This is a genomic window from uncultured Sphingomonas sp. (assembly GCF_964244265.1).
GTDB lineage: Bacteria > Pseudomonadota > Alphaproteobacteria > Sphingomonadales > Sphingomonadaceae > Sphingomonas.
Map to the genome: position 1 here is coordinate 65,728 of NZ_CAXTHV010000011.1, position 21,202 is coordinate 86,929.

The 21,202-nt window shown below is 67.5% G+C and carries 21 protein-coding genes and 1 tRNA gene; 8 read left to right on the plus strand and 14 right to left on the minus strand.

The features are described from left to right. Positions 1-4: 4 nt before the first annotated feature. The 5 genes from ACFE7K_RS06470 to dapA form a co-directional block, all read right to left on the minus strand. Entirely contained in the window at positions 5-2,485 is a 2,481-nt protein-coding gene (locus ACFE7K_RS06470; protein ID WP_375397356.1) for a response regulator, read from the minus strand. A 51-nt stretch (positions 2,486-2,536) separates the two neighbouring features. After that, entirely contained in the window at positions 2,537-4,567 is a 2,031-nt protein-coding gene (locus tag ACFE7K_RS06475; RefSeq protein ID WP_375397357.1) for a M13 family metallopeptidase, read from the minus strand. 46 nt (positions 4,568-4,613) lie between these two features. Next, positions 4,614-6,638 (minus strand): M13 family metallopeptidase, encoded by a 2,025-nt coding sequence (locus ACFE7K_RS06480; protein ID WP_375397358.1) that lies wholly within the window; start codon positions 6,636-6,638, stop codon positions 4,614-4,616. A gap of 115 nt (positions 6,639-6,753) precedes the next feature. Then, positions 6,754-7,236: an SsrA-binding protein SmpB gene (gene smpB / locus ACFE7K_RS06485; RefSeq protein ID WP_375397359.1), complete on the minus strand. Its 483-nt coding sequence runs from the start codon at positions 7,234-7,236 to the stop codon at positions 6,754-6,756. Positions 7,237-7,285: 49 nt separating this feature from the next. Then, a complete protein-coding gene (gene dapA, locus ACFE7K_RS06490) occupies positions 7,286-8,170 on the minus strand; it encodes a 4-hydroxy-tetrahydrodipicolinate synthase (protein WP_375397360.1) in 885 nt (294 codons plus the stop codon). An 86-nt stretch (positions 8,171-8,256) separates the two neighbouring features. Between dapA and ACFE7K_RS06495 the strand changes: the two genes are divergently transcribed. Together ACFE7K_RS06495 and ACFE7K_RS06500 are read left to right on the plus strand one after the other, a co-directional pair. Then, positions 8,257-10,254, plus strand: coding sequence for a lytic transglycosylase domain-containing protein (locus tag ACFE7K_RS06495; RefSeq protein ID WP_375397361.1), 1,998 nt, complete (start codon positions 8,257-8,259; stop codon positions 10,252-10,254). 4 nt (positions 10,255-10,258) lie between these two features. Continuing rightward, positions 10,259-10,777, plus strand: a complete 519-nt coding sequence (locus ACFE7K_RS06500) for a GreA/GreB family elongation factor (RefSeq protein WP_375397380.1) — start codon at positions 10,259-10,261, stop codon at positions 10,775-10,777. Here the strand turns inward: ACFE7K_RS06500 and ACFE7K_RS06505 are convergent. Further along, positions 10,737-11,438: a hypothetical protein gene (locus tag ACFE7K_RS06505; RefSeq protein ID WP_375397362.1), complete on the minus strand. Its 702-nt coding sequence runs from the start codon at positions 11,436-11,438 to the stop codon at positions 10,737-10,739. The genes ACFE7K_RS06500 and ACFE7K_RS06505 overlap by 41 nt on opposite strands. Positions 11,439-11,634: 196 nt before the next feature. Between ACFE7K_RS06505 and ACFE7K_RS06510 the strand changes: the two genes are divergently transcribed. Genes ACFE7K_RS06510 through ACFE7K_RS06525 form a run of 4 tightly spaced genes read left to right on the plus strand, consistent with a single transcriptional unit; the run spans position 11,635 to position 13,245 of the window. Further along, positions 11,635-11,913: an acylphosphatase gene (locus ACFE7K_RS06510; RefSeq protein ID WP_375397363.1), complete on the plus strand. Its 279-nt coding sequence runs from the start codon at positions 11,635-11,637 to the stop codon at positions 11,911-11,913. Between the two features lie 53 nt (positions 11,914-11,966). Continuing rightward, positions 11,967-12,245 (plus strand): hypothetical protein, encoded by a 279-nt coding sequence (locus ACFE7K_RS06515; protein WP_375397364.1) that lies wholly within the window; start codon positions 11,967-11,969, stop codon positions 12,243-12,245. Continuing rightward, the gene (locus tag ACFE7K_RS06520) at positions 12,242-12,679 is read left to right on the plus strand and encodes a Uma2 family endonuclease (RefSeq protein WP_375397365.1); all 438 of its coding nucleotides are present in this window, start codon (positions 12,242-12,244) and stop codon (positions 12,677-12,679) included. Before ACFE7K_RS06515 ends, ACFE7K_RS06520 begins: the two co-directional genes overlap by 4 nt. Next, a complete protein-coding gene (locus ACFE7K_RS06525) occupies positions 12,676-13,245 on the plus strand; it encodes a Uma2 family endonuclease (RefSeq protein WP_375397366.1) in 570 nt (189 codons plus the stop codon). Before ACFE7K_RS06520 ends, ACFE7K_RS06525 begins: the two co-directional genes overlap by 4 nt. 30 nt (positions 13,246-13,275) lie before the next feature. Here ACFE7K_RS06525 and trxB read toward each other — a convergent pair whose 3' ends face one another. The 4 genes from trxB to ACFE7K_RS06545 form a co-directional block, all read right to left on the minus strand. Then, positions 13,276-14,244 carry a thioredoxin-disulfide reductase gene (gene trxB / locus ACFE7K_RS06530; RefSeq protein WP_375397367.1) on the minus strand — a complete coding sequence of 323 codons (969 nt, stop codon included), beginning with the start codon at positions 14,242-14,244 and terminating at the stop codon, positions 13,276-13,278. A 60-nt stretch (positions 14,245-14,304) separates the two neighbouring features. Next, a tRNA-Met gene (locus tag ACFE7K_RS06535) sits at positions 14,305-14,381 on the minus strand. Positions 14,382-14,435: 54 nt separating this feature from the next. Next, the gene (locus ACFE7K_RS06540) at positions 14,436-14,939 is read right to left on the minus strand and encodes a 2'-5' RNA ligase family protein (RefSeq protein ID WP_375397368.1); all 504 of its coding nucleotides are present in this window, start codon (positions 14,937-14,939) and stop codon (positions 14,436-14,438) included. 7 nt (positions 14,940-14,946) lie between these two features. Beyond that, positions 14,947-16,845 (minus strand): potassium transporter Kup, encoded by a 1,899-nt coding sequence (locus tag ACFE7K_RS06545; RefSeq protein WP_375397369.1) that lies wholly within the window; start codon positions 16,843-16,845, stop codon positions 14,947-14,949. Positions 16,846-16,998: 153 nt separating this feature from the next. Between ACFE7K_RS06545 and ald the strand changes: the two genes are divergently transcribed. Next, positions 16,999-18,093, plus strand: a complete 1,095-nt coding sequence (gene ald / locus ACFE7K_RS06550; RefSeq protein WP_375397370.1) for an alanine dehydrogenase — start codon at positions 16,999-17,001, stop codon at positions 18,091-18,093. A gap of 60 nt (positions 18,094-18,153) precedes the next feature. Then, on the plus strand, positions 18,154-18,375 hold the full coding sequence (locus ACFE7K_RS06555) for a DUF3072 domain-containing protein (RefSeq protein WP_375397371.1): 222 nt from the start codon (positions 18,154-18,156) through the stop codon (positions 18,373-18,375). Here ACFE7K_RS06555 and ACFE7K_RS06560 read toward each other — a convergent pair. From ACFE7K_RS06560 to ACFE7K_RS06575, 4 genes are all read right to left on the minus strand, one after another. Next, complete coding sequence (locus tag ACFE7K_RS06560) at positions 18,372-19,001, minus strand: tetratricopeptide repeat protein (RefSeq protein WP_375397372.1); 630 nt, start codon at positions 18,999-19,001, stop codon at positions 18,372-18,374. The genes ACFE7K_RS06555 and ACFE7K_RS06560 overlap by 4 nt on opposite strands. Beyond that, the gene (locus ACFE7K_RS06565) at positions 19,001-19,399 is read right to left on the minus strand and encodes a cytochrome c-type biogenesis protein (RefSeq protein ID WP_375397373.1); all 399 of its coding nucleotides are present in this window, start codon (positions 19,397-19,399) and stop codon (positions 19,001-19,003) included. The genes ACFE7K_RS06560 and ACFE7K_RS06565 overlap by 1 nt, the downstream gene beginning before the upstream one ends. Beyond that, entirely contained in the window at positions 19,396-19,923 is a 528-nt protein-coding gene (locus ACFE7K_RS06570; protein WP_375397374.1) for a redoxin family protein, read from the minus strand. The genes ACFE7K_RS06565 and ACFE7K_RS06570 overlap by 4 nt, the downstream gene beginning before the upstream one ends. Continuing rightward, a partial coding sequence (locus ACFE7K_RS06575) for a heme lyase CcmF/NrfE family subunit (protein WP_375397375.1) occupies positions 19,920-21,202 on the minus strand: 1,283 nt, incomplete at its 5' end. The genes ACFE7K_RS06570 and ACFE7K_RS06575, both read right to left, overlap by 4 nt.

Sequence of the window (21,202 nt, forward strand, 5' to 3'; positions counted from 1 at the left end):
TCTGTCAGGCTCCGCCCCCTCCGCCAATATCTAAATGGGCCAACACACCCCGAGCCGCCTCCGCGAGCTGCTGGACCGAAAACGGCTTGGGCAGGAAAGCGACGTTGTCCAGGTCGATCGACTTGCGCAATTGCTCCTCGGCATAGCCCGACATGAACAGGATCGGCAGGTCCGGATAGCGCTCGCGGGCGTGGCGGACCATCGTCGGCCCATCCATCGTCGGCATGACCACGTCCGAGATCAACAGGTCAGGACGCGGCGATCGGGCGAGGAGTTCGAGCGCGGCCTCGCCATGTTCGGCGGTCAGCACGGAATAACCCTGCCGCGCCAGCGCGCGTTCGGCGACCGTGCGGACCATGTTCTCGTCCTCGACCAACAGGATGGTTCCCGTTCCCCAAAGGTCGCCGGGCTTGTCCTTGGCTGTCGCCGCAGGCTTGCCCAACACGGGCAATTCCGCGGTGTGAACCGGGAAATAGATGGTGAAGGTCGCGCCCTGCCCCGGCCTGGAATCAGCGAAGATATACCCGCCTGACTGCTTGACGATGCCATAGACGGTGGACAGTCCCAGCCCGGTGCCCTTGCCGACCTCCTTGGTGGTGAAGAACGGCTCGAAGATCTTGCCCAGGATGTCGGGCGAGATACCCATGCCGGTATCGCTGATCTCCATTGCGGCGTAATCGGCGATCGGCAAGGCGACGGGCAGCGACCCGTCGGCCATCTTGCGCACCTCGGCCGCCGGGACCGCCCGCGAGGTAATGGTAAGCGTGCCGCCGCCGTTGGGCTCCTTGCTGAGCATCGCGTCGCGGGCATTCACCGCCAGGTTGACAACGACCTGTTCGAGCTGGCCCGGATCGGCGCGGACGGGCCCCAGGTTGCGCCCGTGGCGCACCTCCAGCTTGACCGTCTCGCCCATCAGGCGTGTGAGCAGGTTCGATACCTCGGAGATCACGTCGGGCAGCTGCAGGACCTGAGGGCGCAGCGTCTGCTGACGCGAAAAGGCAAGCAGATGGCGCGTTAAATTCGCCGCGCGGTTTGAGTTGGCGCGAATCTGCTGGATGTCGTCATAGTCGCTGTCGCCCGGCGAATGGCGCATCAGCATCAGGTCGCAATGGCCGATGATCGCGGTCAGGATGTTATTGAAATCGTGCGCGACGCCGCCAGCCAGCTGTCCGACTGCCTGCATTTTCGTCGCTTGCGCGACTTCGCGCTTGAGCCGCGTCTCCTCGCCATTGTCCTTCAGGCTCAGCAGCACCGCCGCCTCTCCCAATCCCCGAGCTCCCGCAATGGTCAGCGCGACGGGTTCGTCGGGGTGGCCCTTCAGCCGGACGGCCATGTCCATGCTGTGGGTCGCGCCGTTAGCGAAACGGCGGATGGCATCGGCCACCGCCGCCTTGTCCTCGCGGACCAGAAGGTCGCCAGGATAGAGCGGAGGATGCGCCGGATCGACGTGGGCGGCGCGGGCGAAGGCGTCATTCAGGTTTATCACCCGGCCGTCGCGATCGACCAGCGCGATGCCGACGGGCAACATCGACACCAGTGCGTCGATGGGGACGGCGTTGCCGCCGGCGAGGGGTTGGCCGCGCTCGTCCTCGTCGAGCAGCGCGATCAGGATTGGGGCATCGTCGCCCTCCAGGAAGGGCAGCTGGATGAGGCGCAGCGGCGTGCCGTCCTGTCCCTCGCGCTCGAAGCGAATCTGTCCGTGATGGTCGCTGGTGAGAAACCGGGCGAAGTCGCGGCCGACGACGGCGCTTTCCTCATGCCCCATCGACCGCGCCCTCAGCACGCGATTGGCGGCCAGCAAGCGGCCATCCGGCGAAATAAGAGCCGCCATCACCCCCGCCGCCGCCAGCCGTTCCCCCATCGGCCCCGCGATCAGCGCCTGGGCCGACACCGCCAGGTCCAGCGTTTCGGCATCGCGGAACCGCCAGACCAGGATGTCCTCGTCATCGCCCGCACGCTCGATACGGACCGCCAGCGGCGCGCCGCGCACGACCAGCCGCGGCAGTTCGGCCATACCGTCGCGCCACGCATTGCGCCCGGCGAGCGCCAGGTCGGCGGCCCCGCGGCCGTCGAGTGCCAAAGCGGGGGGCGTCGGATAACCGCCGAACCGCGACCGATAGCGTTGGTTGGCGCATACCAGATGCCCGCTATGGTCGGTGACCGCGACCGCATCGTCGCTTATACCAGCCAACGCCCGAGCGACGCTCCAGTCAACCGCCAGCGGCGCGGCGGCGGCGCGGGGCATCACCCTGGCCCATACGATCATCGCGCCGGCGACCCCGAGCATCGCGGCCAGGAACGCCCCCGCCACGATGAGGTCGTGGACCAGGTACAGCACCAGGCCTGCCGCGACGATGCCGGTCAGGCCGGCGACGAGCAGCGGGCCGCCCAACGGTGCGGCCGGTGCGGCCGGTGCGGCCGGTGCGGCCGGTGCGGCCGGTGCGGCCGGTGCGGCCGAGGGCGTGGTGGTCGAACGAATTTCCATCAAGCCCTTGTCGCGCGCGCCCGGCCGCCGTCAAGCCGAGCCCGAATCGCGCTACCAGATACGGACGCGCTGGTCGGGCGCCAGATACAGCTTCTGCCCCGGCTTGGCGCCAAACGCGGCATACCATCCGTCCATGTTGCGGACGATGTTCGCGCGCTGTTCGCTGGGGCTGTGCGGATCGGTCAGCAGCCGCTGGCGCAAATTGGCCTCGCGATAGCTGCGCCGCCACACCTGCGCCCAGCCGAGATAGAAACGCTGGTCGCCCGAATAACCGTCGAGCGTCGGTGCGGCCTTACCGCCCAGCGACTTGTGATAGGCATCGAACGCGACCGCCAGGCCGGCCAGATCGGCCGAATTCTCGCCGAGCGTCAGCGCGCCCTTCACACGCATGCCGGGCAGCGGTTCATAGGCGTCATATTCGGCGACCAGCGCCGCCGACAATTTCTTGAACGCCGCGACGTCGGAGTCGGTCCACCATTGGGTGAGCTTGCCGGTCCTGTCATACTTTGCGCCCTGGTCGTCGAAATGGTGGCTGAGCTCATGACCGATCACGGCGCCGATCCCGCCATAATTGATCGCCGGGTCGGCCTTGGGATCGAAGAACGGCGGTTGCAGGATTGCGGCGGGGAAAACGATTTCGACCATGCCGAAATTGGCATAAGCGTTGACCGTCATCGGCGTCATGCCCCATTCCCAGCGCTGCAGCGGCTTGCCGAGATGGGCGACATTATCCTGATGCTGCCACTGGTTGGCGCGCCACTCGTTGCCGAACGCGTCGCCCTTGGTGATGGCCAGCGAGGTATAATCCTTCCACCGTGACGGATAGCCGATCTTGGGCGTGAAGGCGGCCAGCTTCTCATGCGCCTTGACCTTGGTCTCGGGCGCCATCCAGGTCAGCTTATCGATCCGCTCGCCCATCGCGGCAATGATGTTCCTGACCAGGGTATCGGCCGCCGCCTTGGTTTCCGGCGGGAAATATTTCTGCACGTAAATCTTGCTGATCTCGTCGTCGAGCGCTCCGGTGGTGAACTGGACGCCGCGCTTCCACCGCGCTTCCTGCTCGGGTGTGCCGGACAGCACCTTGCCATAAAAGGCGAAGTTTTCGTCGTCGAACATCTTGGGCAGGACATCGGCATAGCTGTCCAGGCTGCGCACCAGCAACTGGTCCTGCAGCACGGTGATCGGCGTCGCGGCGACCAGCTTGGCGATGCCGGTGATCGCGGTCGGCTGGGCGACCACGACGTTGCCGACCGGCGTACCCAAGCCATTGAAATAAGACGCGAAATCAAAGCCGGGAGCCGATTTCTGCAGCGCCGCGACGGTCATCATGTTATAGGTCTTGTCGGCGTCGCGACTGTCGATCCGCGTCCAGCTGACCCGGGCGATCTCGGTCTCGAACGCCACAATGGCGGCGGCGCGGGAATCGGCCTTGGCCTCGCCGGCCATTGTCAGCATCTTGGCGAGATGCGCCTGGTAAGCCGCCTTGGCCTCGGCCAGCTTGGCGTCGGTCGACAGGTAATAATCGCGATCGGGCAGGCCGAGCCCGGCCTGGCCGAGGCCGAGCACATAGACTTCGGGGTTCTTGTCGTCCTGGCCGACACCGACGCCGAACGGGCCGCGCACGCCGCCTGCCGCTGCCGCGCCAAGCAAAGCGGGATAGCCGGCCTTGGTCACGGCCTTCACCTTGGCCATCCACGGCTTGATCGGCGCGAGCCCCTTGGCATCGATCGCCGCCTGGTCGAGGAACGTCGCATAGGCGATGCCGATCTTCGACGCGGGGTCGGCCGCAGCTGTCTCCAGGATGCCCTTGGTCCGCTCCTCCGACAGGTCGGACAGGAAGTTGAACGCGCCGTAATTGGCCTTGTCGGCCGGGATTGGCGTGGTCCTCGCCCATGTTCCGTTGCCGTAATTGTAGAAATTGTCGCCCGGCGCCACGCTCCGGTCCATCCCGGCTTCGTCGAAGCCGAAAGTGCCGTAGGCCGGCTTGTCGCCGGCCGCCATCGCCGCGGGCGCGGTCGACTGGGCGATGGCGGCACCGCCGAGCGCGGTTGCGGCGAGCAGTGCGAAGACGATGAGTTTCATACAGGCATGCCTCTCTTGAAATGTCATTCTCTGAAACATTTTCTCGTTACCAGATGCGGACCCGCTGGTCGGACGGCAGATAGAGCTTGCCGTCCTTCACGCCGAACGCGGCATACCACGGGTCCATGTTGCGCACGATCCAGGTGCGCGCGTCATTGGGGCTGTGCGGGTCGGTCAGCAATCGCTGGCGCAGGCTCGCCTCGCGATAATTGCGCCGCCAGACCTGCGCCCAGCCCAGATAGAAACGCTGGTCCCCGGTATAGCCGCCGATCATCGGCGCCGGCTTCCCGCCGAGCGAGCGGTGATAGGCGTCGTAGGACGCGCTCAGCCCCGCAAGGTCGGCCGAATTCTCGCCCAGCGTCAGCGCGCCCTTGACGTGCATCCCCGGCAGCGGTTCGTATTTGTCATACTCGGCGACCAGATCGCCGCTCAGCTTCTTGAACTTGGCGATATCGCCGTCTGTCCACCATTGGGTCAGCTTGCCGTTGAGGTCGAATTTCGATCCCTGGTCGTCGAAATGATGGCTCATCTCATGGCCGATCACTGCGCCGATGCCGCCGTAATTCACCGCCGGATCGGCGTTGGGATCGAAGAACGGCGGCTGCAGGATCGCCGCCGGAAAGGTGATCGCGACCAACGTCGGATTGGCCTGGGCATTGACCGTCATCGGGGTCATCCCCCATTCCCAGCGGTAGATCGCCTTGCCCAGCTTGTCGCGATTATAGTCATAGGCCCATTGCGCGGCGCGTAGCTCGTTGCCGAAGGCGTCCCCGGCAACGATGTCGAGCGCGGCATAGTCCCGCCATTTCGACGGATAGCCGATGCGCGGCGTGAACGCGGCGAGCTTGGCGTGCGCCTTGACCTTGGTTTCAGGCGCCATCCATTCCAGTCTGTCGATGCGGACGTTCATCGCGGCAATGATGTTCTTGACCAGCAGGTCGGCAGCCGCCTTGGTCGCCGGCGGGAAATATTTGGCGACATAGACCTTCGACACATCGTCGGTCAGCACGCCACTGGTAAAGCCGACCGCGCGCTTCCACCGCGCGCGCTGCTGCGGCGTACCCGACAGGACCGTGCCGTAAAAGGCAAACTGCTCGTCGTCGAACGCCCTGGGCAGGACGTCGGCATAACCGTCAAGCGAGCGGATCAGCAATTGATCCTTGAGAACGCCGATCGGCGTCGATCCGATCAACGCGGCAATACCGGCAATCGCGCTCGGCTGACCGACGATGACCGTATCCACCGGGGTCTTGCCGACCCGGAAATAGCGCGCAAAATCGAAACCCGGCGCTGATTTCTGCACGTTGGCGACGGTCATCCTGTTATAGGTCCTGTCGGCGTCGCGGCTGTCGATCCTGGTCCAGCTGACGCGGGCGATACCGGTCTCGAACTCGACCAGCGCCCTGGCGCGCACCCCGGCATCCGCCTCGCCCGCCAGTGTCAGCATCCGGGCGACGTGCGCGACATAGGCGGTCTTGGCCTCGGCCAGCTTGGCGTCGGGGCTGAGATAATAATCGCGGTCGGGCAGCCCGAGCCCCGACTGGCGCAGGTTGACCGTATAGATCTCCGGGTTCTTCGCGTCCTGCCCGACGCCGGTCGAGAACGGCCCGCCGACGCCGTTGCGCTGGGCCTCGGCCAGCAGCGCGGGATAATCGTCCTTCGAGGTCACCGCGGCGATCCTGGCCAGCCACGGCCGGATCGGGGCCAGCCCCTTCTTCTCGATCGTCGCGCTATCGAGGAACGTGGCATAGGCGCGCCCGATCTTCGATGTTGGATCGCCGGCCGCCTCCTCCAGCAGGCCGCGCGTGCGCATGTCCGACAGGTCCTGCAGCACCTCGAACGCCCCGAAGCTCGACCTGTCGGCGGGGATCGGCGTCGTCCTGGCCCAATTGCCGTTGGCAAAGGCATAGAAATCGTCGCCGGGCCTGGCCGACTTGTCCATGCCCTGCTCATCGAAGCCGAAACGGCCGATCGCGGCCGCCTTGGCGCCAACGGGGGGAGCTCCCGACTGCGCGAATGCGAAGCCGCCGGAAGCGGTCGCGGCCAGCAGGGCGAACACGAACGGCTTCATCGCGATCCTTTCCTCGGCAGAGCAGCGGATGCGAGCGCTCGCCGGCAAGCGTGGCCATCGCAACCGTCATTAACCACGTTGTACCCGGGTGATACGGCTCGTCAACGCCTACCCGTCAGCCCCTGTCGCGCATGATGCGCGCGGCCTCGCGCTTCCAGTCGCGTTCCTTGATCGCTTCGCGCTTGTCATGGTCCTTGCGGCCCTTGGCCAGCGCCAATTCGACCTTTGCGCGGCCCTTCGAGTTGAAATAGACCGTCAGCGGCACCAAGGTCATGCCGTCGCGCGCGACGGCGCCGTGCAGCTTGTTGATTTCGCGCTCGCGCAGCAGCAGCTTGCGCGCCCGTTTGGGCTCGTGGTTGAAGCGGTTGCCGTGGCTGAATTCGGGAATGTTGGAATTTACCAGCCACACCGCGCCTTCCTTTACCTCGGCATAGCTTTCGGCGATCGATCCCTCGCCGCCGCGCAGCGACTTCACCTCGGTCCCGGTCAGGGCGATTCCGGCCTCATAGGTGTCCTCGATCGAATATTCGAACCGCGCACGCCGGTTTTCGGCGACGATCCTGGTCTTTTCGAAGATGGGAGGCTTGGGACGCGCCATGGAACCGGGCGATGTAGGCGCGCGCGCGGGGGAAGTGAAGCACCCGCGATCAGGACACTCCCGCCCCCGCTAGCGCGGCGTCGACCGCGGCGCGGCTTGCCTCCCCCGCCTCTGTCATCGGCAGGCGCAGGTGCGTCGGCCATTGCGGCATCACCCTGCCCAGCGCGTATTTGATCGGGCCCGGCGACGCGTCGGTGAACATCGCGACGTGCAGCGGATAGAGCCGGTCGTGCAGCGCGAGCGCGCCCACGGCGTCGCCCGCCGCCCATGCCGCCTGAAAATCGGCGCACAGGCGCGGCGCGACATTGGCCGTGACCGAGATGCAGCCCACGCCGCCCATCGCGTTGAACGCCAGCGCGGTCTCGTCATTGCCCGACAGCTGGACAAAGCCCGCGCCGCACCCGCTGCGCTGTTCGGTGACGCGGGCGAGTTGGCCGGTCGCGTCCTTGACGCCGATGAAGATGCCCGGAAACGCCGCGGCGATCCGCGCCATCGTCGCCGGCAGGATGTCGGTCACCGTCCGGCCCGGCACGTTGTAGAGGATGATCGGCAGCGGGGTCGCGCGCGCCACCGCCTCGAAATGACGGAAGATGCCCTCCTGGCTGGGGCGGTTGTAATAAGGCGGCACCATCAGCGCGGCATCGGCGCCCGCTTCCTTGGCCCATCCGACGTTCTGGATCGCGACGCGCGTGTCGTTCGAGCCTGCTCCGGCGAGAATGGGCACGCGGCCGCGTGCCTGATCGACGCAGATGCGGACCGCGCCGAAATGCTCCTCCGCGCTCAGCGTCGCGGCCTCGCCGGTCGTGCCGCACGGCACCAGCCCGGCCGAGCCCTGGTCGATCTGCCAGTCGACCAGCTCGCGATACGCCGCCTCGGCGACCGCGCCGTCGGCCGTGAACGGCGTGACCAGCGCCGGGATCGATCCCGAAAACATGATTTGGCGTCTCCCGACGGGCGATCGCGCCCGATTTGCCGTTTTTATTCACTGACAGATAAGTGCCCATCGCTTATCATGTCCACATGGTACCGACGTACGTGAAATCCGCTCTGTTGCTGGCCGGGGTTTCCGGGCTGGCGGCGTCGGGCATGGCGTTCCAGGACCAGCTCCAATGGGCCAAGTCCAGGATCGCCGATTCGCCTCAGCTCGATCCGGCATCGGCCGTCGCTCTGTCCGCGGCGATCACCGACTGGCGATCGCTGTCGCGGCCGTCCAGCGCGCCGTTCGACAGCTATGCCCGCTTCCTCCTCGCGCATCCCGGCTGGCCGGGCGAGGCGGCGATGAAGAAGGCGGCGGAACGGGCGCTCGACCAGGGCGGCTGGTCGCCGACGACGACGGTCGCCTATTTCCGCCGGTTCCCGCCCATGTCCAACGCCGCCTGGGTGCGCTTTGCCGAGGCATTGTCGGCGACCGGCGCGATCGACGAGGCGCGCGGCGCCGCGCGCACCGCCTGGGTCGGCGGCACGCTGTCGGCCACTGACGAGGCCAAGGTCATCGCCGGCTATCCCGACGCGCTGACGCCTGCCGACCAGGATGCGCGGATGGACCGCCTGTTGTGGCAAAGCGCGACCCAGGCCGCCGCGCGCCAGATCGCGCTGGTCAGCCCGGGCCGGCGCCCGCTGTTCACCGCGCGCCTGGCCTTCCGCACCAACAGCCCCGATGCCGAGGCGCAGGCCGCCGCCACGCAGGCGGTCGGCGCAGGCGATCCCGGCTATCTTGCCGACCGCGCGGCGGGTCTGGCCAATGGAGGCGCGGTGGCTTCGGCCCGCGCGCTGCTCGCCCGGCCACATGCCTTTACCAGCCAGCCGGCCGATCTCGACGCCTGGTATTCGCTGATGCTGCGGATGGCAAAGGGCGCGGCGGCCGACGGGCAATATGCGGTCGCCTACAACATCGCGCGCCAGGTCGACGATGCCTTGCCCGCGCAGGCGGACGTCGCCCTACTGCCCTATGACGTGCGCGACGCATATACCGACCTGACCTGGCTGGCCGGGCAGATCGCGATGAAGCAGCTGGCGCGGCCCGGCGATGCCGCCGCGCTGTTCGTCCGCTATGCCGGCGGGTCGCGATCGCCGGCGATCAAGACCAAGGGGCTGTATTGGGCAGCGCGTGCCGCCGAGACGGCCGGGCGGCGCGATGAATCGCGCGGCTATCTGACCAAAGCGGCGGCCTATCGCGACCAATTTTATGGCCAGCTCGCCGCCGAACGCCTGGCGACGCCGCTGTTGGCGCCAGCCGACCCCGGCCTACGCCCGATCGATCCTGCCGTGCGCGCCGCTTTCTATCGCCGCGAGGTAGTCCGCGCCGCGCAATATCTCGGCACCGTCGGGGCGCATGACGATCAGACCGCCTTCCTGCGCCAGATCGCGCTCGATGCGACCAGCGACAGCGACCATGCGCTGGCCGCCGAACTGTCCCGGCTGCTCGACCGCCCCGATCTGGGGGTGATGGTCGGGCGCAGCGCCCAGACCAACGGGCTGGGCGATTACGTGCTGGCCGGCTTTCCGATGGTCAGCGTCCCTGCCCCGGATGCCGGGATGTGGACCATCGTGCATGCGATCATGCGCCAGGAAAGCCAGTTCGATCGCGCCGCGGTCAGCCGCGCCGGCGCGCGCGGCATGATGCAGCTGATGCCCGGCACGGCGCGCGAGCAGGCCGGCAAGCTTGGCCTGGCCTGGGATGCCGGACTGCTGACCGCCAGCACCGATTACAACATCCAGCTCGGCTCGGCCTATTTCCAGCGGCTGTACGCGCAATATGGCAGCTACCCGCTGGCGATCGCCGCCTATAATGGCGGTGCCGGCAACGTGAACAAATGGCTCGCCGCCAATGGCGATCCGCGGACCGGGACGGTCGACTGGATCGAATGGATCGAGGCGATCCCGTTCGACGAGACGCGGCATTACGTCCAGCACGTGCTGGAGAATGCGGTGGTATACGATTTGATCAGTCCGCAGCGCGCAATGTCGACGGGCGCTGCGCGGCTGAGCTGGTATATCGGCAACAAGCGCCCGGGCTGACACGATCGACCAGCGTCCCAACTACATCACGCCGGCCGGCTTTGCCGCACTTCGCGCCGAATACGACCAATTGTTCGGCATCGAACGTCCCGCCTTGGTCGAGACGATCTCCTGGGCGGCGGGCAATGGCGACCGGTCGGAGAATGGCGACTATATCTATGGCCGCAAGCGCCTGCGCGAGATCGATCGCCGGCTGGGCTGGTTGTCGAAGCGGATGAAGGCGGCGCGCGTGGTCGATCCCGCCGACCAGCCCGATCGCACCCGCGCCTGGTTCGGCGCGACCGTCACCATCGCCGACGAGGACGACGCCCGGCGGACGGTAACGCTGGTCGGCGACGACGAAGCGGAGGCCGGCGCCGGGCGAATCGGGTGGAACGCGCCGCTCGCCCACGCCTTGCGGGGAAGCGCGGTCGGCGACCTGCGCCGGGTCGCGCTGCCAGCCGGCGAGCGCGAATACGAGATCGTCGCGATCGCCTATCCGATCACTTCAGCGCCGAACAATCGCCGCCAAGCCGGGAGCTGACGTCGCCGACATCAATGCCGAGCAGCCGCCGATCGGCTGTGGCAACGAAATAGTTCACCGGCGTGCCGTCGGCCCATGATTTGCCCACCACCCACGCCTGGACCGGGCCGTCCGGGGTGGTTACCGCCTGAGGTCCGATGACGTCGACCGCGACCATTGTCGGCTTGCCGGTGCCGCTGAAGACGGGAATGTCGGCGTGCAGGCCGGGCGCGAGCGGCAAGGCGGTGAGCAACAGCTCCAGCCCGGCGGGATCCCACAGGGGGGGTGCGATGCCGACGTCGACCGGTTGGGGAGTGTCGCCCGAATAATCGGTGCCGGTGACGCGATCGGGCCCGTATATCAGTTCGGTCCGAGGCTTCCCGACGTCGCCGTCGCGCACCGTCAGCGGACGCAAGTCGCGATAGTCCAGGGTCAGCAGCGTTTCGGCGATCGCCTCCGCGTCATAACGCGAGCGGATCGTGACGGTCCAGGGCGATCCCGCTTTCCTCCCGGCCGTGGGCGCGCGTTCGATCCGCCGCAAGACCGCGCCGGCGGGAACGGGCTTGCCGTCGACCATCGTCGTCATGGCATAGCAGCTTTCGCCGGGGCGCAGCTTGCTGCCGTCGAAACCCGGCAATGCCGATGACGCGGCGGCAAGCAGGACAAGCAGGCTGAGCGGCATGAAGATTTCTCCCGATGGGCAATTCTAGCTGCGACCTCGGGGCGGGACAATCGGCGCGACGAACTCTGCCCGGCACGCGCCGAGTGGGGGCAAGAAACCGCTCCCGCCGGCGTGCCCGGCTGCTACAAGCATCGCGGCGCCGGGGATCCGGCGGGTAAGGCCGGCAAATAAAGGCCGGCGGGTAAAGGTTTTGGGGATGAGCGTAATGCAGCGGCTGCTGGTCTCGGGCCGGATCCACCAGGTCGGATACCGCAACTGGACGGTCAAGACCGCGCAGGCGCTGGGCGTGACCGGCTGGATCCGCAATCGCAACGATGGGCGGATCGAGATCCTCGCCTGCGGCGAACCGGACGCGGTCACCGCCCTGATCGACGCCTGCCGCCAGGGCCCGCCACAAGCCCGCGTCGACCATGTCGAGGCGGTTCCCGAGGAGGGCCGCCCGGTAAAAGGCTTCACCAAGCGGTTCACGGCATGAGCGCGCGATAGCCGGCGTTCGACAATCCGGCCGTCAAACGCTATAGTCGGTCCGTGAACGTCCTGGCCATCGCATCTCAGCGCATGCCGGTCAAACTGACCGTGGCTGACTTCATGCTGTTGAAACGCGCCGGCGCCTTTAGCGATTTTGCGAAGGCCGAATTGCTGGAAGGCGAATTGTCGGGTGTGCCTCGTCACGCCGCGACGTCGAGCAATCAGACGCGTCCGTCCCGATCAAGCTGCGCACCGAGCATTATGCGCTGCTTGATGACGCAGGCACACTTTCCGGTCACCACAGGACGGAGCTCGTCGATGGTGCGATCTACCAAATGAGTCCCCAGCATCGTCCGCAAGGCTATCTCAAGGATGAACTGGCCTACCGGCTCCGCCGCAAGCTGAAAGATCGGGAAACTCCGCTGCATGTCGCCACCGAGCAATCCGTGGCAATCCTGCCTCATAGCGAGCCGCAGCCCGACATCATCCTGACTACCGAACCACGCGGCGCCGGGGCGATACCGGTCGACTCGGTAGCGCTGGTGGTGGAAGTATCGGCGAGCACCTTGCGCTTCGACCTTGAGGACAAGGCGCGGATGTACGCCGCGGCGGGCGTACCCGAATATTGGGTGGCGGACGTGAATGCGCGGATTATCCATCGGCTGTGGACGCCCAAGGGTGAGACGTATGCCGAGCGGCGCGAGGGGGCGTTCGGCGAGCCGATCGCCGCGGCGGCGATCTCGGGACTGGCAGTGGAGACGGCGGGGCTATGACCGCGCAGGAAGCGATCACCTCCCCGCAACTGGCCAAGCTGACGGTGCGGGATTTCCTGCTGCTCGCGGATGCGGGAGCGTTCGAACGCTATGCGCGCACGGAATTGATCGAGGGGGAAATCTGGGTCGTGAACGCCGTCCATCGCCGCCACGCCCGTATTCATGCACAATTCACTGCCGAGGTGGGAGCCGCGCTGAAGGCGGCCGGATCGCACCTCACCTTCTACACCGCCCCCTCAACCGAGCTCTCGGACGATTCGCTGCCCGAACCCGATATCGCGATCGGCGAGGCGAGCGACGCGAACATCTTGCCGGGTCCGGCCATGCGGGTGGCGATCGAAATTTCCGATTCGACGCTCGACATCGACCTGGGCCGCAAGGCGCGGCTCTATGCGCGATATGGCGTGCCGGAATATTGGGTGGTCGATGTTGAGGCGAAGCTGATCCACCAGCTGTGGGCACCCGCAGGCGAGACGTATGCCGAACGGCGCGAGGTGGCGTTCGGCGAGCCGATCGCTGCGGCGACTGTCGCGGGGCTGGTAGTGGAGACACTCCCCTTATCCTGACGGAACGGGGAGCATCAGGCGCCCGCCGGCTTACTCGGCCGCCTCGGCCTGTTCGTGGAACTCGGTTTCAGCCAGGAAGCGCTCGGCATCCAGTGCCGCCATGCAGCCGGTGCCCGCCGCCGTCACCGCCTGGCGATAGACCTTGTCCATCACGTCGCCGCACGCAAACACGCCGGCTATGCTGGTCCGCGTGCTGCCGGTCTCGACCTTGATATAATGGTCGGCATCGAGCTCAAGGTGTCCGCGGAACAGCTCGGTCGCCGGATGGTGGCCGATCGCGACGAAGCCGCCTTCGACGTCCAGCCGCGACTGCTCGCCGGTCACCGTGTCCACCAGGTCGAGCCCGACCAGCCCGGCCGTGCCGCCGCCGTCGACGAAGGTGTCGACCTCCTTGTTCCACAGCACCTTGATCTTGTCGTTGGCGTGGAGCCGGTCCTGCAGGATTCTTTCCGCGCGCAGCGAGTCGCGGCGGTGGATCAGCGTGACGTCGTCCGAATGGTTGGTAAGATAGAGCGCCTCCTCGACCGCGGTGTTGCCGCCGCCGATCACCGCGACGCGCTTGCCGCGATAGAAGAAGCCGTCACACGTCGCGCAGGCGCTGACGCCCTTGCCCTTCAGCGCCTCCTCGCTGTCGAGCCCGAGCCACTTGGCCTGCGCGCCGGTCGCGATCACCAGCACCTCGCCCTGATAGACGTCGCCGCCGTCGCCGGTCAGGCGGAATGGCCGCCGGGTCAGGTCGACCTCGACGATCGTGTCGTACATCAGCCGCGTGCCGACATGCTCGGCCTGCGCCTGCATTTCCTCCATCAGCCACGGGCCCTGGACGACGTCGCGGAAGCCGGGGTAATTCTCGACGTCGGTGGTGGTCGTCAACTGGCCGCCGGGCTGGATGCCCTGGACGACGATCGGCGCCATTCCCGCGCGCGCGCCATAGATGGCGGCGGACAAGCCGGCGGGCCCCGAGCCCAGGATCAGCATCTTGGTGGCGTGGATCGTCATGCCGGATCATCTAGGGTTCGGATCCGATCCCCGCAATGACGCTGGATCGGTTGATTACGATGGTAGCGGAGGAGGGACTTGAACCCCCGACCCCAGGATTATGATTCCCGTGCTCTAACCAGCTGAGCTACTCCGCCCCGAACGGCCGCCTTCCCGCGAGCGGCGGCCTATAGGAAGCGGCCCGGAGACGGTCAAGCGAACATGTGGCGCGACAATGGCGCCCACGGCCCGCCGCGATACCACCAGCTTGCCAGCCCCGCGATGGTCACGGCACGCGCGCCGAAGTCACGCGACAGGTCGGCCAGCAGCGCGCGGGCGACCGGCGGCTCGACCTTGTTCTGGACGGTGACGTGGGGCCGCCAGCCGGCCCGGTCCTGCGGCGTCAGGAGCGGCGCCCATGCCTCGGCGAGGTCGGCGCGCAACGCCGCCAGCACCGGGGAGGCGATCCGGTACGCCACGCCACGGCCGAGCGAGAACGGCGCGGCGACCGTGGCGGCGGGCCGGGGCCCGCGGGCAAGCGCCGCCAGCCGCTGCCGCACCTCGTCCGCCAGCGACGGCGGCAGGTGGTGGAACAGCGTCAGATGCGCGCGCAACTGGTTGCGCTCGGGCGGAAAATACGCGGTACGCTGACGATCGAACCAAGCCTGATCCTCGTTCCCGAACAAGGCGGTGACGATAATCGGCGTGCTGTTCAACCGGCTCTCATATCTCGACCTGACTGCCCAGCTCGACCACCCGATTGGTCGGCAGGCGGAAGAATTCCATCGCGCTCTCGGCGTTGCGCAGCATCCACGCGAACAGCTTTTCGCGCCAGATCATCATCCCCGGCCGCGACGACGGCAACAATGTCTGCCGGGCGAGGAAAAAGCTGGTGTCCATCATCCGGAACCTGGCGCCGCACTCGCCGGTGCGCATCAGCGCGGCGGGCACGTCGGGCTCCTCCATGAAGCCGTACCGCAACACCATGCGATAGAAGCCGTGGCCGAGATGATCGAGCAGGAAGCGGTCGGCTTCGGGCACGAACGGTTCGTCGGCGATCCTGACGGTCAGCAGGATGACGCGCTCGTGCAGGACCTTGTTGTGCTTGAGGTTGTGGAGCAGCGCATGGGGCACGCCATCGGGGGTCGAGGTCATGAAGACGGCAGTGCCGGGCACGCGCGTGGCGCTGCCCGCGGCGGAACTGATGAACACCTTGATCGGCATCGCCGCCTCGCGCATCCGCGCCATCATCAATTGCCGCCCCTTGGCCCAGGTGGTCAGCACGGTGAACACGATCAGCCCGACCAGCAGCGGGAACCAGCCGCCATCGGGCACCTTGGTCAGGTTCGCCGAGAAATAGGCGCCATCGACCAGGAAGAAGATGCCGAGCAGCGGGATCGCGGCATAGCGGGGCCAGTTCCACAGCCGGAGCAGCACCACGCCCAACAGGCAGGTATCGATCAGCATCGCGCCGGTCACGGCGATGCCATAAGCGGAAGTCAGGTTGGACGACGTCCGGAACGACAATACCAGCAGCAGCACCATCACCATCAGCAGCCAGTTGATCAGCGGTATGTAGATCTGTCCGGCGGTCGACGCGCTGGTATGCTCGATCCTGAGCCGGGGCACGAAGCCCAGCTGGATCGCCTGCTGCGTCACCGAGAACGCGCCGGTGATCACCGCCTGGCTGGCGATCACCGCCGCCGCGGTCGCCAGCAGCACCAGCGGCAGCTGCAACGCGGCGGGCGCCAGCATGTAGAACGGGCTTTCCAATGCCGCCGGCCCCATCCGCGACAACAGCGCCCCCTGCCCCATATAGTTCAGGATCAACGCGGGCAACACGAACGCCAGCCACGACATCCCGATCGGCTTGCGCCCGAAATGTCCCATGTCGGCATAGAGCGCCTCCGCCCCCGTCACCGCCAGCACGACCGAGCCGAGCGCCAGGAACGCGCGCAACGGATCGAGCGCGAAGAACGCCACCGCGTAATGCGGCGACAGCGCCCACAATATTTCGGGGGTCTTGACGATGCTGACGATGCCCAGCGTCGCGATCGCGACGAAATAGACCAGCATCACCGGCCCGAACGCCAGCCCGATCCGCGCCGTGCCCTGGCGCTGGATGGCGAACAGGAAAATCAGGATCGCCACCGCCACCGGCAGGACGAGATGGCTGAAGGCGGGCGCCGCGACCGCCAGCCCCTCGACCGCGCCGAGCACGGTCACCGCCGGGGTGATCATGCTGTCGCCATAGAAAAGCGAGGTCGCGAACACGCCGAGCAGGACGATGCCGCGCGACCAGCGCTGCAACCTGGTTCGCCCGCTGATCAAGGCCAGCAACGCCAGGCTGCCGCCCTCCCCCTTATTGTCGGCGCGCATGATGATGACGACGTATTTCAGCGTCACCACGATCATCATCGACCAGAACATCAGGCTGACCACACCCATGATGTGGAGCGGATCGACCGTCAGCTTGTGGTGGCCGGCAAAGGTCTCGCGAAAGGCATAAAGCGGGCTGGTGCCGATGTCGCCGAACACGACGCCGATCGCGGACACGGCCAGCTTGATCGCCGCGTCACTGCCATGAACATGTCCTTTGGCATCGGGCACGGCGTCGCTCATGGTCGGGCACGCACGCCATCGCCTAGGGTCATCGCGACCGCCGGAATTGGCTGTTCACTGGACCGGCCCCTAGCATCGGGCCCGAAAGCTCGCAACGGGACAATCGGGCGCGACCTTCGTATAGAGGGATGATCATTTGAGACGGAGCCGACGATGCGCATTGGTGTGCCCAGGGAAATCAAGAATCACGAATATCGCGTGGGGCTGACGCCGTCCTCGGTCGCCGAGCTCAGCGCCGCGGGCCACGAGGTGATCGTCGAGACCAAGGCCGGCTGCGGGATCGACTTCGATGACGGCGACTATGTCGCGGCCGGCGCCCGGATCGTGCCCGACGCCGCATCGGTATTCGCCGGCAGCGACATGATCGTGAAGGTCAAGGAGCCGCAGCCGCGGGAAGTCGCGATGCTCGAGCCGCGGCATTTGCTGTTCACCTACCTCCACCTCGCCGCCGACAAGCCGCAGGCCGAGGGCCTCATGCGGTCTGGCGCGACATGCATCGCCTATGAGACGGTGACCGCGGCGCGGGGCGGCCTGCCGCTGCTCAAGCCGATGAGCGAGGTGGCGGGGCGGATGTCGGTCCAGGTCGGCGCGCATTACCTGGAAAAGGAACAGGGCGGGCGCGGCATCCTGTTGGGCGGCGTGCCGGGCGTGGCGCCGGCCAAGGTCGCAATCCTGGGCGGCGGCGTGTCGGGGGTGAACGCGGCGCAGATGGCGGTGGGCATGCGGGCGGACGTCACCATCTATGACATCAACAACGACCGCCTGGCCGAACTCGACATGTTCTTCTCCAGCCAGATCAAGACCGCCTATGCGTCGCGGGCGGCGATCGCGGCGGCGGTGAGGAACGCGCATCTGGTGATCGGCGCGGTGCTGGTGCCCGGCGCCGCCGCGCCCAAATTGGTGACGCGCGATATGGTGCGGACGATGAAGCGCGGATCGGTGATGGTCGACATCGCGATCGACCAGGGCGGCTGTTTCGAAACCAGCCACGCGACCACCCACGAGGATCCGGTGTTCCTGGTCGACGGGGTGATCCATTACTGCGTCGCCAACATGCCCGGCGCGGTCGCGCGCACCTCGGCATTCGCGCTCAACAACGCGACGTTGCCGTTCGCGCTGAAGCTCGCCGAGCTGGGTGCCGAGGCGGCGATGCGCGCCGATCCGCATCTGGCCAACGGGCTGAACGTATCGCACGGCATGATCCGCCATCAGGCGGTGGCCGAAGCACTGGACTTGTCTTTTGAGTAATGGGATTGAAGGGAACGAAGGTGGAACGTGAGGGTTGATGCAGCGAAAGGATGCTGTTCGATGACCGACGACGCCAATCCCAAGAGCCACCCCACCGGTAATGCCGAAAAGGCCCCCGAGGACTGGACCACCGGCGACGAACCGATGACCGGGGCGCAGGCCAGCTACCTCAAGACGCTGAGCGAGGAGGCCGGCGAGCCGTTCGACGACACGCTGACCAAGGCCGACGCCTCGCTGCGGATCGACGCGCTGCAGGACAAGACCGGGCGCGGCAGGACTTAACGGCGCGCCGTCGGCGGCAGGACGGCGTCGAGTGTCGCCAGCCGCTCGGCGATGGCCGGGCGGTACTCGGCATTGGCCGGTGCCAGCTTGAGCGCCCGCGCCCAATAGGGCCGCGCCGCCGCGATATCGCCGGCGCGGACATAGGCGACGCCGAGCATGAACGGCGGCCCGGGATGCGTGGGGGCGAGCCGCATGGCCTGTTGATAGTCGAACAGCGCCGTGGGCGATACCCGTGCGCCATCGTGGAGCGCGGTGATATTGCCCAGTTCGGTCCAGAATGCGGCACTGCCCGGCGCATAATTGATCGCGCCGAGCATGATCCGCCCGGCGAGTTCGGAATCGCCGTTGCGCAGCGCCGCATCGGACGCCGCGAAATAGGCTGCCTCCGCTCCGAACCGCCCGAAGAACGCGGCACGCAACTCGCGGTAGCTTTCCGGCGGCGGCAGCGGCAGCGCGTCGGCAAGGGCGCGCCGCTCGGACAGCGCCGGCCGGCCCTGCCAGGCATAACCGGCCGCGCCCAGCGCCAGCGCCGCGCCGAGCAGCGACCAGACCAGCCGCGGCGTGCCCAGCCGCACCATCAGCGCCAGCGTGCCGATGCCGAGCAGGCCGAGCATCGCCCAGCCCATCAGCGCCGCCCGATGCTGGTCCGCGCGACCAGCACGCCGATCGCCAGCAGCGCGGCCGGCGCCAGCCACAGCGGCCAGGTCAACCAGGTCAGCGGCGGGTCGTAGGTGATGTAGGCGCCGTAACGCTGGATCAGCCAGGCGCGCACCGCCGCCGGCGCCTCGCCGCGGTCGATCCGTTCGCGGACAAGCGCGCGCATGTCGCCCGCCAGATCGGCGTCGCTGTCGGCGATCGACTGGCCCTGGCACACGACGCAGCGGATTTCCGCCATCAGCGCGCGCGCCTGCGCCTCACGCGCGGGATCGCGGAGTTGCTCGTTGGCATAGCGCGCCGGCGGCAGGGCGCCGTCGGCGCGTGCCGGGGCGGCCGTCAGCAGCAGGAGGGCGACCGGCCACCTCATCGCGCGTTCCTGACGGCGGCCGCGATCGCCGCGACATCCTCGGCGCGGATGTCGCCGATAAATTGCCGCACGATCCGCCCGCGGCCGTCGATCACGAAGCTTTCGGGCACGCCCGACGACCCCAGCGCGATCTGCGCGACGCTGCGCGGATCGCTGCCGATGCGGTCATAGGGATCGCCGTGACGGGCCAGGAAGGTCCGCACCTGGTCGGACGTGTCGCGAATCGCAATGGCGTCGATCGGGACGCCCATGGCCTTCAGCCGCATCAATTGCGGTGCCTCGGCGATGCATGGCACGCACCAGCTGGCGAATATGTTGAGCAGGCGCGGCCGGCCCCCGCCGAACGAGGTGCTGGCGATCCCCGGCTTGGTCGGAACGATCGGCGCCAGCGTGAAATCGGGCAGCGGGCGGTCGATCATCGCCGATCGCACATCGCGGTCGCGCGGCTTGATCAGCCCGATCGCGACCAGCCCGACCAGCAGCGCGAACACCGCGAGCGGCACCCAGAGCGCGAGCCGCCTCACCGATACGCCTCGCGCAGGGCCGCACGCGCCTCGCGCCGGATCCGCCCTACCAGCGAGAGCGCACCGCCGATCGCGACCAGCGCGCCGCCCGCCCAGATCAGCGTCACGAACGGTTTCCACCACAGCCGCAACTGCCACCGCCCCTCGTCGTCGGGTCGGCCGAGCACGGTATAGAGCTGGCCGTCGAGCCGCGTCGCGATCGCCGATTCGGTGGTCGTGGTCGGCGGGTCGGCGAAGAAGCGCGATTGCGGCGCGAGCAGGAACGGCGTGCCGCGCTCGCCGCGCCGGACGCTCAGCACGCCTTCCAGCGCCGACCAATTGGGGCCGATCACCGGGCGGATGCCGGTCAACGTCACCAGATACGGCCCGACCGCGCGCGCCTCGCCGATGCGCGCGGCGACCAGCGTCTCGCGGGTGAACGCACTGTCGCTCGCCATCCCCGCCAGGCTGACCGCGATGCCGAGATGCGCGACCGCCATCCCCCAGGTGAACAGCGGCGCGCGCCAGGGGCGGCGGCGCGCCAGCGGGGCGACGCTGGCGACCGCCAGGCCCCCGGCCAGCGCCAGTCCCAGGATCGGCAGCACGCCGGCATCACCGGCAAACGACACCGCAACGACCAGCACCGCGCCCCCCGCCGCGACCGGCCAGGTCAGCCGTCGCAGCACCGCCGGCACCTCGTCGCGCCGCCAGCGCAACAGCGGCCCGGCCGCCATCACCGCGACCAGCGCCAGCGCGACCGGGCCCACGGTACGATCGAAGAACGGCTTGCCGACCGACAGCTGCGCGCCCAGCGCCGCCGCCGCGATCGGATAGAGCGTGCCGATCAGGACGATGCCCAGGATCACCGACAGCAGCAGGTTGTTGACCACCAGCGCGCCCTCGCGGCTGACCAGCGCGAATACATTGCCCTGGCGGACGGTGCCGACGCGCATCGCGAACAAGACCAGCGCGCCGCCGATATAGAGCACCAGCAGTGCCAGGATGAACGCGCCCCGCCCCGGGTCGACGGCAAAGGCGTGGACGCTGGTCAGGATCCCCGACCGAACCAGGAACGTGCCGATCATGCTCATCGAAAAGGCGACTACCGCCAGCATCAGCGTCCAGGCGCGCAATCCGTCGCGGGTCGCCAGCACGCCGACCGAATGAAGCAAGGCGGTCGCCGCCAGCCACGGCATCAGCGATGCATTCTCGACCGGGTCCCAGAACCACCAGCCGCCCCAGCCAAGCTCGTAATAGGCCCAATAGCTGCCCGCGGTGATCCCCAGCGTCAGGAAGATCC